Below are 12,529 nucleotides of genomic sequence, written 5' to 3' on the forward strand. Positions count from 1 at the left end.
TTACAAACTAATGCACAACTTTATGTTGTTTAAGATTTCCTTTTAAAAACACTTTTTAAATTACTGTAATCTATAAAGTAAACCATTTTAAGCGAAAAGGTATTTCCGTTTGGTTGTTCGAACAGTTCATTTAGGCTATCTCCAAAGGCTTGAGCTCCATTATCGTTAAAATTAAAGATACGATTACGGTATTGTGCCGTTAAAAAGCTTCCAGGAGCAAATTGCCAAGAATAGGTTAGGTTTAAATTCCAGGTACTAAAGTTAACATCGGGATCGTCGATATCGTCTTTAGTGTAGTTGTCGTCTCTGTTTAATCTTCCATTTTCTCCTAAAGCATAAATGTTATTTTCATATTGTACTGCACTCCAATAGTTTCTAAAACTTAAAGTTAGACTATTCATAGCGTTAAAATTATAGCTCGTAGATATGCTGTTTTCTATAGTGATTTGATCGCGTTGGCCATAAATAATTTCATCTCCAATAAAGTCTATAAAGCCTCGCTCTCGAAGCTCTTGATCCCAATTAAAGGAATAAACAACAATAAAGTTTTCGTTAAATTTAATCCTTGGACTTACTCTAAAAAACACACTTTCATAGTCTCTACTATCTTCAAATAGCGTTTCGTATCCAAGATTAACATCTAGAGCAAAAGTGTTATTATAATTACTAGATATATAGACTCCTGTATTTAACCAATCTTCAGTTATAAAATAACGTCCATCTACTCTTGGGCCAAAATAATCAAACTGTTTACCAGGCTGAACATTAAAATTACCACCATAAGACATTAAACTTTTTTTGCCAACGGCATTTACTTCACCTCCGAAATTGAATCCTGTAAAATTTCCAGGTCTATATAAGCTGTTATAGTTTGTCCAAGCATTAAAGCTAAGATTGTTGTGTTTTTCGGTTGGTTCAAAAATTTGATAACTAAAATCTGCACTAAAATTACTGTAATTATTTCTAAACTGGATTCCCATATCATTTATATCGTAATCCTTATCAGCTAATTCGTGAGATACACTCCATCTGTATTTTCCACTGTTTTTACCTAAACCTAAACTGGTACTCAGTCCGGTTTGTGTACCGTCTTCAAGATTTAAATTACTCATTTTAACTTGGGCAATTGCACCGTAAGTGTTCTTCTTGTTTTTTAAATCGAATAACAAACCAGTAACATTAGCATCTCTAGAGTTTGTTCCATTTCTAGAGACATTTGTGTTAATTAAGCTTACAGAAGAGTTTTTATTAAATTGTTGGTCTACTACAAGAATATTATAGTTTGTTAAAGGCTCTACAGTTTCTCTACGTTTTTCGCCAGTTAAAGTATTTAAAATGTCAACATCTGTCTTTTCGGTAATGGCATTAAAAAAGCCTATACCTAAACCATTTTTTGTTCTACCTGAAACTTTTACGGCGTTTAATAATGCTGTTTTTTGTGGAAATTTACCATCAATAACTTCGTTTGTTCCAAGAGTTGGATTTCCAATTGGTGCGCTACCAATTCTCCTAGTATAAAATAGGTTTCCTTTGGTAAATAAATCGGTTCCTTCTGTAAAGAACTGTCTTTGCTCTGAAAACTGTTGTTCAAAAGGACCTAAATTAAGTTGTACATCATCGAAACCAACTTGACTAAAGTCTGGAATAAGCGTTGCATCTAATGTAAAGTTTTCTGTAATTCCGTATTTTATATCTAATCCTGCATTAAAATCGCTAATTTTTTCACCATCAAAACGATCACTTACAAAAGAAGCAAAAGGATAGAAACTTAAACGCGTAGGTGGTTCTAGATTTTTTAAACCTTTTAGTTGTCCATTAAAAAAACCAATTCCAGCGCCACTTGTAATATCTACAGCATTCCATGTTGTTTGTTCTCGGGTATCTCTATAATGTCTATGAAACTGAATGCCCCAAGTTGGATTGTCCTGTTGTGTAAAACGTAAAGCTCTATATGGAATTTTCATTTCTAAAACCCAACCATCGCTAACCGTTTTTGTTGCACTTTCCCAAACAGCATTCCACCCAAAGTCTTCACCGCTACTTGGGTTTTCGTTTGCGTCTGCTTGTGTTCCAGAACTAAAAACAAAAAATTCTGTATTGTTTTGTGCGTCGTTATTTGGATTAAATATAGCAGCAAAAAAATCTGATTGTCCAAAATCATCACGTTGCGTAAATTGCTTCATCATGTCTTCTGGGTTATCATATAAGTAAGCCGATATATATATACCAGAATCATCATAAGTCATTTTAACTTCAGTACGTTTATTCTCTGGCATTGTTTTACCAACAGTAGGTTTAAACTCAATAAAATCTGTAGCTATTTGTGCTGTTTTCCATACTTCGTCGTCCAATACACCATCAATTTTTGGGGCATTATCTGTTCGTGAAATATTATATGTTTTTTTATCTTGAGCGGTAACTTGAAGCGTTAAAACAAATGTTAAAGCGATTATTGAAAAAAGTTTCATGTAATGGTTGTTAGTTAGTGATTGATAGCCTAAAGACTTCAATGTTTTTTGTTTGTTACAGTTTTCGAGGACAAAACTACTTTTACGAATGTTTTATTATCATAATTAAAAGTTAAAAAAGCATCCTTGAGTAAGGTATTTCTTATTAAGTGGACTTATTTTAATTAAATTTAGATAATGGAAAATAATAATTTAAAAACAGCAATTTTCGCAAGCGGTTGCTTTTGGTGTACAGAGGCTGTGTTTAATAGAGTAATAGGAGTAGAGAAAGTGATATCTGGTTTTACTGGTGGAAATATAAAGAATCCTGCATATCGTGAAATTACAACAGGAAGAACTGGTCATGCAGAAGGTATTCAGGTTTTTTATAATGAAGCACAAATTAGTTATGTTGAATTATTAGAGATTTTCTTTGCAACGCATGATCCTACAACTTTAAACAGACAAGGGCATGATGTTGGAACGCAATACAGATCTGCAATTTTTTATAATTCTGAGGCACAGAAACATCAGGCTGAAGCCTTTATTCAATTTTTAGATTCGGAGCATATGTTCGATACTAAAATTGTAACGGAAGTTACCGCTTTCGATGTTTTTTACAAAGCAGAGGCAGACCATCATGAGTATTATGAGCGTAATTCGGAGAATTCTTATTGTCAATTTGTTATTCATCCAAAACTCAAAAAGTTGGATACCTATTTCAGTGATAAACTAAAGTAATACCACGATGAAAATAGTACAGTTGGGATTAAAGTATCGTGCATGTGCATGATAACGTGTAAAATTAAAACGCTACAACCTCTATTTATAGATTTGGAGGTGCGTTTGAAAATAGTGAAAATTGTACAGAATTTGTAAAACACACAAGTTCTAGTTTAAGTTAATGCTATTTATAGAAAAAAGAGAAATTGTTAAATTTCTCTTTTTTTTGTAACAAAAGGTGTAATGTACTTACATATAGTTAAGTAGATTAGTTTTGCGTTGTTATATATTGATTGTTTTTTTTGATTATAACAAAATATGGAACACTATTTGCTTTAATACAAGTATTAACAAACACGACACAATGAATTTAGAAAATACAAACAAGTATAAAATATTAGCAGCGAGTATCATTTTTGATGCCGTAGGTTACGCGAGCTTTATAATTCCTGGAATAGGAGAAATAATAGATGTTATTTGGGCTCCAGCTTCTGCTTATTTAATGACAAAACTTTATAAAGGCACTGCAGGAAAAGTAGGCGCAGCAGTTTCTTTTATTGAAGAAGCGATGCCGGGATTAGACGTAATACCAACATTTACACTAATGTGGTTATATACCTACGTTTTTAAAACAGACGAAGAATCAGTTATAGAAGTAAATTAATACTCTCTGATAAGGATAAATTAAAAAAGCACACTAAGGTGGGCTTTTTTGTTTTAAAGTTAAGCGTTTAACCTTGAAAACATGAAGGTTTCTTTAAATTGAATTATACTATTTCAAATTCAAGTAATACTTCCGGGTTTCCTTATCAAATTTTTCAATTGCGTTTTTAAGTGTAATTCTTGGCATTTTAGAAGCCTATTTATTAAGGAAGTCTTTTAATTTTTATTCGTTCCATTTTCCGGCTTTTCTAATCCAACTTCTTACAACTTTTTGGACATATTCATCTGTGTCGTTTACAAGAATTTCGGCGATTTTAAAAGTGTGTTCAATTTTGTTTTTTCTAATGAAATAGTAAGTGCTTACAATAGCGCTTCTTCGTGCCATTTTGTGGGATCAATACCAAAAGTTGTTGGATAGCAAAAAATAAGTGAACTTTGGATTAAAAATTTCGATGTCCTCAGAAAGATTCTTAGCTATAGCGAATTTATTACTTCCAGAAGTACTTGTAAAGTATTTTGAGATGACTAAACATTATACTAAAGGTGAAGGTATTCATTTTTACTTTACCGAATTAAATGAAACTCCAGAAGAATTTAAAAGTATTACTCTTCATTCTAAAGGCTTCTTTCCCGAAGCCACTGTTCAAGATTTTCCTATACGTGGAAAGAATGTATTTCTACACATAACAAGGCGTAGATGGCTGAACAAAGCTACAGGAAAAGTAGTTACAAGAGATTGGCAATTAGTAGCAAAAGGAACTAGAATAACTAGTGATTTTGCTGCTTTTTTAAAAGAACTCTATTAGTAATAACGCTTCTAACACAACAGTTATAGCTAAATTCTACGGTGTAAATTCGAGAAATTTACAAAGGCAATACAAAGATTATTTAAGTGATTTCAAGCAGTGGAATCAAAAAGTACATGCAAAGCAATGGCTACTATTTCCAAAGAATATAGGAAGCTATCTTTCGTTAGATGAAACAGCTTTTTCAAATGGCGATTTATACACTATACTAACTAATAAAAAAGCAAAAGGTAAAAAAGGAGCTATAGTGTGTATTGTTAAAGGAACTAAAGCTGATACTGTTATAGAAATACTCAGTAAAATTCCATTAAAACAAAGACGAAAAGTAAAAGAAGTGACCTTAGATATGGCTGGAAACATGGGATTAATAGTTAAAAAATCATTTATAGAAGCAACATTAGTTATTGATAGATTTCATGTTCAAAAGCTTGCGTTAGATGCATTACAAGAGATTAGAATTAAGCATAGATGGGATGCACTTGATGCTGAGAACAGTGCTATAGAAAAGGCAAGAAATAATAATGAAAAATATACTCCAATACTGTTTAGTAATGGAGATACACTAAAACAATTATTGGCTAGAAGCCGCTACTTGCTATACAAATCAAATAGTAAATGGACTAAAAATCAGCAAAAAAGAGCAAAAATACTTTTTGAACATTATCCAGATTTAGAAAAAGCATATAAGCTGTGTCAAAACTTATCTTGGATATTTAATAATATTAAAGGAAAAACTTCTGCTTTAATACGTTTAGCTAAATGGGATGAAAAAGTAAGACAAGCAGCATTTAAAAGCTTCAATACCATTGCTAGAACAATGTCAATACACTATAAAAATATACTCAACTATTTTGATAACAGAAGTACTAACGCTTCTGCTGAATCTTTCAATGCTAAAATAAAAGCCTTTAGAGCACAATTTAGAGGTGTTAGAAACGTAGAATTCTTCTTATTTAGACTAACAACTATTTTTGCTTAATTTTTAAATCCCACAACTTTTGGTATTGACCCATTTTGTGCTTAAATGGTATTTAATATAATCAAAAAACCCCATAAACATAGTGTTTATAGGGTTTTGTTAGAACTTAATAAGTTCTAAGCGGAGAGTAAGGGTCTAACCATAATTGCTGATTTATTAATGTTTATAGGTGTTTTGAGGATCTTCAAAATGTAGTGACCCCTAATTAGTCCCTTTTTAACAATTATTTAACATCATTCATAAGATTTGACTGTAGTTGATATGTTTTAGTAACATTAAGTGGAATTATTGATTTTAAGGATTTACTTAAATTCTTTTAAATAGCAGTAGAAACACGTTTCTTTACTAAGTAATCATCTAGTGCTAAATGAGAACAATCGTGACCAATACCACTGTTTTTTATACCTCCATGTGGTAAGTAAATGGCATACTTTACACCATTTATTTGTATTTCACCAAATTCTAAATCTTCAGTAAAACGCTATATTCGTTTATGGTTGTTGGTAAAAATGTAAGAGGCTAAACCATATTCTGTATCATTTGCTAATTCTAAAACTTCATCGTCTGTATCAACGAATGGAAAGCAGATGGCATGCCTCATTTTGAGAAAACATTTAGCTTAGATTAATGTATCTTGGCTAAGTAATATATTTTTAACATGAGCGACAAATCTAAAAGTAAAAACTACAAAGCATTAGAAGATAGATATGATAAAATGATCTATAAAAGATGTGGAAATAGTGGTGTGCTTTTACCAGCTATATCTTTAGGCTTATGGCATAACTTTGGTTTTGTAGATGATATTAAAAACGCAAGAGACATTTTAAAATGTGCATTCGATTTAGGAATAACACATTATGATTTGGCCAATAATTATGGACCGCCTTATGGCTCTGCAGAAAAGAATTTTGGTAAGATTTTTAAAAAAGATTTTAAGCCATACAGAGATGAGTTGTTTATTTCCACAAAAGCAGGTTACGATATGTGGCCTGGACCATACGGGAATTGGGGTTCTAGAAAATATTTAATATCAAGTTTAGACCAAAGTCTTAAACGTATGAAGTTGGATTATGTAGATGTGTTTTATCATCACAGACCAGATCCAAACACACCTTTAGAAGAAACAATGGGTGCTTTGGCAGATATTGTAAGGCAAGGGAAAGCGCTTTATGTAGGTATTTCTAATTATAAACCTGAAGAGACTGTAAAAGCTTCAAAATTATTAAAAGATTTAAAAGTGCCTTTTATTGTAAATCAAGTACGCTATTCTATTTTAGACCGTTGGGTTGAAGACGGTTTATTAGAGGCCTTAAAACAAGAAGCATTAGGTTGTATTGCTTTTTCACCTTTGGCTCAAGGTATGCTTACAGATAAATATATTAATGGTGTTCCTCCTAATTCTAGAGCAGCAAAAGAAAGTAGGCATTTAGACATTAATAAAGTAAATGCGACTATCAATAAAGTAAAAGCATTAAATACTATCGCAGAAGCAAGAGGTCAAAAATTATCGCAAATGGCAATTTCATGGTTGTTAAATAAACCTGAGATTACTTCAGTTCTTATTGGAGCTAGCTCTACCAATCAGTTAAAGGAAAATGTAAAAGCATTAGATAATATTAATTTTTCGGTAGAAGAAATGACTAAGATTAAAGCTATTAATAAAGGTTAGTCTTTTCTGTTTTTTAAATTCCGAAAATGAATTCTTACTAATAAAAAAAAATAGTTACTGGTTGGTTTTATTAGCGGATTAGTTTTGTAATACTTATTTTTAGCAATTAAGTTATTTTAATTATAAATAACTTTGTACTATTCTTGTAAACCTGGAAAAGATATATGCTAAAAAAACATTGTTTATTAATTGTCCTGTTTATCTGCGTTGTTTTTGGTGTAACGTCTCAAAATAGTGAGCTTAATTATCATCAAAAACTAACAATAACCGAAGGTTTAGCTCATAATGGAGTAACTTCAATGTTAGAAGATTCTAAAGGTTTTTTATGGTTTGGTACTTACGAGGGTATTAATAAGTATGACGGTTACGAGCTAAAAACAATTAAGAACACTGTAGATAATAATATTCTAACAAGTAATAGAGTTAGAACATTAAATCAAGACGCACAAAATAATATTTGGATAGGTACGGATGAGGGCGTTACAATTTATGAATATGATCTAGATAATTATAGAAAACTCGCGTCTAACGCATTAAACAAGGCTGGTTTTCAATCTTCAAAAATTAGAGATATAATCATTAATAAGACTAATGGTTTTAGTATTTGTGTAACAGAAAGTAATGGCTTGTTTGTTTTTAATAGCAAGGATTACACATTTATAGGGCATTATGTTCCAGAGCAGAAAAGTGATTATACCTTTTTTAAAGGCTTGCAAGTAGGTAAATCTAATTATTTAGTTAGTACTTCACAAGGTTTATTGATTTTTGATTTTGAAGCCAAAACATTTAAAAATATTTTAGAAAAAGACATTACTTATAGTAATTCTATTACAAAGATTGATGATAATTCTTTCCTTATTACACTTTTAAATGGTGTCGCTATTATTGAAAAAAACAAGAATTCTGAAGATGAATTATTCCGTTTAAAACGGAAAGATTTAATTGGCTACCAGTTTAATAGTGCTGTTGTAGATACAAAAAACAACTTGTGGTTAGGGACTTTAAATAAAGGTTTAATTTCTATTGAAGATGTTGAGGATTTTAAATCTCAGGACAATTTTAATATAAAAACCTTTAATGACGGTTTACCTATTTTAAGAGCTAGTAGTCTAGTGTCAACTTCAAATAATAATTGTTGGTTTTCAACTTTTAATGAAGGTGTATATAGGTTTGATACCAATAAAAATCCGTTTTGTAATTTTCGTACTAACTCTAGTTTTACTACTAGTTTAGGTTCAGCTAGTGTGACTCATATTGCTTCAATCGATAAAAATAGAGTCTATTTAACTTCTTCTCTTGGAGGTTTAACGATATTAAACACCCAAAGTAATACGTTTGAAAGGCTCCCATTTCAAATTTCTAAAACCGATTTGTCTTTAATATCAGCAGTATATGTTGATTCTAAAGAAAATGTATGGTTAAGGTTTAGAGATGAAAATGGATTAAGACGAATTACTAATGGAAGTAAGACTATAGAAAAAGTAGAGGGTATTGTTTTTAGCAACAACACTAATTTTGCATTACGATCATTTACTGAAGATAAATTTGGAAACATTTGGATTGCATCTAACACTAATGTTTATAAAATTGTATTAAAGGCCAATAATACATTAAAAACGTTTGAAAAATTAAGTGATAATAAATTTTTTAAAGGTGAAACTACTCTCATTACTAGACGTGTTTACGCAGATCCTGTTTATGATTATGTTTGGGTAGGTTCTCAGTCTAAAGGTTTAATTAAAATAGAAAATAATAAAGGCGCATCAGTAAAAGCATCTAAAGTAGAGTCTTTTACACATGATAAATTAAACGAGAATTCTATTTCTAGTAACTTTGTAACTTCAATAATAAGATTACCTAATAACGACTTGTGGATAGGTACAGAAGGTGGTGGAATTTGTAAAGTGCTAAATTCTAATACAACACCAACTTTTATTTCGTTTACAGAAAAAAATGGATTGTCTAATAATGTAGTAAAAAGTATAGTTTACGACAATAATTATAATTTGTGGGTCGCTACAAATATTGGCTTAAACTTATTTAATACTCAAAAAAGAGAATTTAGAAAATTCAATAATTCAGATGGCTTAGCTTTTGAGGACTTTTGGTATGCTTCTAGTCGTCAAGAAAATAGTATGTTATTGTTGTCTGGTCTTGATGGGGTTATTAGCTTTAATCCAAATGATGTACCAAATGCAGAACCACTTCCGAAGATTACATTCGAAAATTTTAAAATTTTCAATAAAAAAATTATTCCGGGAAATACTATTAATAAAAGAGTGTTGCTTTCTAAAAGTATTTCTGAAGTTGATAAAATCACCCTAAAGCATAACGAAAATGTTTTTTCTATAGATTTTACAAGTTTACATTTTTTAAATCCAAAAAACCATGGTATAAAGTACCGATTACTCCCTTTTAACGAGCAATGGATAGAGGTGCCATCAAACCAGAAAACAATCTCTTATAACGGTTTACAACCTGGTTCGTATAAATTAAGCGTCATGGCTTCTAATTCATTAAACGATTGGACAGAACCAAAAACCTTGAATATTGAAATTAAACCGTCAAAATGGAATACTAATTTAGCTTATTTGGTTTATGCTTTTTTAGGACTACTTGCAGCATATACTATTGTTCGGGTTATTGTTAAAATTCAAAGCTTAAATCATAAGGTAGAAATAGAACAATTTGAAAAAGATAAAGTAGAAGAAGTTAATGAAGCCAAATTAAGGTTTTTTGCAAATATTTCTCACGAAATTAAAACACCTTTAACGCTAATTTCAAGGCCATTAGATTTACTTAAAAAATCTTTTAGAAATAATCCAGATGCTAATGAAAAGTTAGATTTAATAACAAGGCAGTCTAAAAAAATACAACAGTTAATAGAACAGGTTCAAGATTTTAGAAAAGCAGATGCAAATATGCTTAAAATGCACTATTCGCGATTTAATTTTGATACTTTTATTAAAGATATAATTGTAGATTTTAAGTTTTTGGCGGATAATGACAGTAAGCAAATAGAGTTTATTGGTGACGACTCTATAACTATTGTTTCAGCTGACAGAGATAAGTTAGAAAAAATATTTAATAATTTACTTAATAATGCTTTTAAGTATACAAGTACAGACGATTTAATAAAGGTAGAGTACACCAAAGAAAACGACAAAGACTTAATTTTAAAAGTTACAGACACAGGAAAAGGAATAGATAGCGCAGATCTGGCGCATGTTTTCGAACGTTTTTATCAATCGCAAAATAAGGATAATACACATATTAGTGGGTCCGGAATTGGTTTAGCATTCTCAAAGCGATTAGTAGAAATGCATTACGGTTTTATTACTGCAGATAGTATTAAAAACGAAGGAACAACTATCACTGTTCGATTACCAATAGTAAAGAAACATCTACCTACAGATGTGTTGGATGAAATAGATTTACCAAAAGAAAAAGAGGTATCTGTAAGTTCTACAATTATTCAGGAAAATACAGCGTTAGATATTGTTAGTTCTGGAGATTTTAAAGATTCTGTTATTTTTTATGCTGAAGATAATTTAGAGATGAGAAATTTTGTTTCTAATTTACTCGCTAATTATTTTGTGGTAAAATCATTTAGAAACGGTAAAGAGTGTTTTGAAGCCATGGAAAATGAGTGGCCAGATATTGTAATTAGTGATGTGCAAATGCCAGAAATGAACGGATTAGACCTATGTCTAAGAATTAAATCAGATTTAAAAACTAGTCATATTCCTGTTATTTTATTAACAGCACTTACAAACATAGAAGACCATCTTCAAGGCATTAGAGATGGAGCGGATGCTTATATTAAAAAACCTTTTAATGTTCAGCATTTAATTACTAATGTAGAATCATTATTAACCATTAGAAAGCAACTAAGAGAGCGTTATCAAGTTGGTATTCCATTAACTAAAGAGAATAATAAGAACAACAGAAATGATAATGCATTTTTAGAAAAACTCTATAGCTTATTTGAAGAAAACTTAGATAATCAAGAATTCGATTTAAATAATCTTGCTAGAGAATTATATCTTAATCGTACACACTTTTATCAAAAAGTAAAAGTACTTACTAATCAAACGCCTTTCGAGTTGTTAAAAATGTATAGACTTAAAAAAGCGGCAGACCTTTTAGCTCAAAAAGGATTATCTGTAAACGAAGTTTTTACAATGACGGGTTTTAAAAGCAGAACACATTTTACTAAAGTCTTTAAGGAGAAGTACGAAACATCTCCTGGAAAGTATGCCTCAGAGTCAAAGAAAAATTACTAATTACTTTGCTTATAGTTGTATAAATTTACTCATAAATACAAACAATTAACCATAAGGAACATGTTTTTTGTTATTCATAAATACATTTGATTTAATTAATAACCATATTAAAACAAATATTATGAAAACAACTTTACTTAAAAAAACATTTATGGCATTAGCACTTGTAGTTTGTACTACATCTTTTGCTCAAATTGATTACACATTCGATACTGACGATGAAGGTTTTTCAGTAACCGGTCCAGGTAGTTCATCAAGTCACTCTGCAACTACAGGTGTTTTAACAGCAACAACAGGCAGTGGAGGAAGTAACTTGCAGCTTAGAAAAAATGCTAACGATATTGGTGATCCAACAACTTTAACAACTGTTTTTATTGACTTAAAAAACAACTCTAATGCAAACAGTTTAGTGCTTCAAACAGTTTCTGGTGGTACAACTACTATAGAAACAATAGCTATTACTGCTGCAGATACAGCTGAACAATCTTACCAGATTGATGTTCCTGCAGGAAGCACAACATGGATTGGAAGTTTTCAATTAAGATTACGTTTTGTAAATACAGCAGGTAATCTAGATGGTGGATCAATAGAGGTTAACCGAATTCAAATTGTAGATCCAGCAACTTTAAGTGTTGAAGAAAACACGTTAAGTGCATTTAGCTTATATCCAAACCCAGTAAAAAACACATTAAACATAGAATCTCAAGATGCTATTAGTAATGTAACTGTTTACAATTTACTTGGTAAAGAAGTAATATCTTCTAATACAGTTAAAAATACTTTGGATGTATCTACATTATCTAATGGTGTTTATGTTATTAAATTAACATCTGATAAAGGAGTTGCAACAAAGAAATTTGTTAAGGAGTAATTTTTTTTAACATTATATTTTATCTAAAAGACCACTGTACAGTGGTCTTTTTTTTATTTTTAATGTAAAATTATTCACAAAGACA

Annotated in this window: 9 protein-coding genes and 1 pseudogene; 7 read left to right on the top strand and 3 right to left on the bottom strand. The window is 30.5% G+C overall.

All coding sequences use genetic code 11. The annotated features are described in order from the left end of the window. Nucleotides 1–29: 29 nt before the first annotated feature. On the bottom strand, nucleotides 30–2,468 hold the full coding sequence (locus ASC44_RS00445; RefSeq protein ID WP_055445657.1) for a DUF5916 domain-containing protein: 2,439 nt from the start codon (nucleotides 2,466–2,468) through the stop codon (nucleotides 30–32). A 177-nt stretch (nucleotides 2,469–2,645) separates the two neighbouring features. Between ASC44_RS00445 and msrA the strand changes: the two genes are divergently transcribed. Beyond that, on the top strand, nucleotides 2,646–3,188 hold the full coding sequence (gene msrA, locus ASC44_RS00450; protein ID WP_055445658.1) for a peptide-methionine (S)-S-oxide reductase MsrA: 543 nt from the start codon (nucleotides 2,646–2,648) through the stop codon (nucleotides 3,186–3,188). Nucleotides 3,189–3,534: 346 nt separating this feature from the next. Continuing rightward, nucleotides 3,535–3,834: a hypothetical protein gene (locus tag ASC44_RS00455; RefSeq protein WP_055445794.1), complete on the top strand. Its 300-nt coding sequence runs from the start codon at nucleotides 3,535–3,537 to the stop codon at nucleotides 3,832–3,834. 222 nt (nucleotides 3,835–4,056) lie between these two features. On the opposite strand, the gene ASC44_RS18235 is transcribed toward ASC44_RS00455, so the two are convergent. Then, nucleotides 4,057–4,218 carry a DNA alkylation repair protein gene (locus ASC44_RS18235; RefSeq protein ID WP_206542774.1) on the bottom strand — a complete coding sequence of 54 codons (162 nt, stop codon included), beginning with the start codon at nucleotides 4,216–4,218 and terminating at the stop codon, nucleotides 4,057–4,059. A 67-nt stretch (nucleotides 4,219–4,285) separates the two neighbouring features. Between ASC44_RS18235 and ASC44_RS00460 the strand changes: the two genes are divergently transcribed. Together ASC44_RS00460 and ASC44_RS00465 are read left to right on the top strand one after the other, a co-directional pair. Further along, nucleotides 4,286–4,639, top strand: coding sequence for an ISAon1 family transposase N-terminal region protein (locus ASC44_RS00460; protein WP_055445659.1), 354 nt, complete (start codon nucleotides 4,286–4,288; stop codon nucleotides 4,637–4,639). A 25-nt stretch (nucleotides 4,640–4,664) separates the two neighbouring features. Further along, nucleotides 4,665–5,618: an ISAon1 family transposase gene (locus ASC44_RS00465; protein WP_055445660.1), complete on the top strand. Its 954-nt coding sequence runs from the start codon at nucleotides 4,665–4,667 to the stop codon at nucleotides 5,616–5,618. Nucleotides 5,619–5,934: 316 nt separating this feature from the next. Here ASC44_RS00465 and ASC44_RS17655 read toward each other — a convergent pair. Continuing rightward, nucleotides 5,935–6,219 (bottom strand): annotated as a pseudogene (locus tag ASC44_RS17655) (aldehyde dehydrogenase family protein). Nucleotides 6,220–6,276: 57 nt separating this feature from the next. Here ASC44_RS17655 and mgrA point away from each other — a divergent pair. The 3 genes from mgrA (at nucleotide 6,277) to ASC44_RS00480 (ending at nucleotide 12,444) form a co-directional block, all read left to right on the top strand. Next, a complete protein-coding gene (mgrA, locus tag ASC44_RS00470; RefSeq protein ID WP_055445661.1) occupies nucleotides 6,277–7,287 on the top strand; it encodes an L-glyceraldehyde 3-phosphate reductase in 1,011 nt (336 codons plus the stop codon). A gap of 164 nt (nucleotides 7,288–7,451) precedes the next feature. Further along, a complete protein-coding gene (locus ASC44_RS00475; protein ID WP_055445662.1) occupies nucleotides 7,452–11,573 on the top strand; it encodes a hybrid sensor histidine kinase/response regulator transcription factor in 4,122 nt (1,373 codons plus the stop codon). Nucleotides 11,574–11,694: 121 nt separating this feature from the next. Then, a complete protein-coding gene (locus ASC44_RS00480; protein WP_055445663.1) occupies nucleotides 11,695–12,444 on the top strand; it encodes a T9SS type A sorting domain-containing protein in 750 nt (249 codons plus the stop codon). Nucleotides 12,445–12,529: the final 85 nt, after the last annotated feature.

Origin of the sequence: Lacinutrix mariniflava, assembly GCF_001418015.1 — a bacterium.
GTDB classification, from domain to species: domain Bacteria; phylum Bacteroidota; class Bacteroidia; order Flavobacteriales; family Flavobacteriaceae; genus Lacinutrix; species Lacinutrix mariniflava.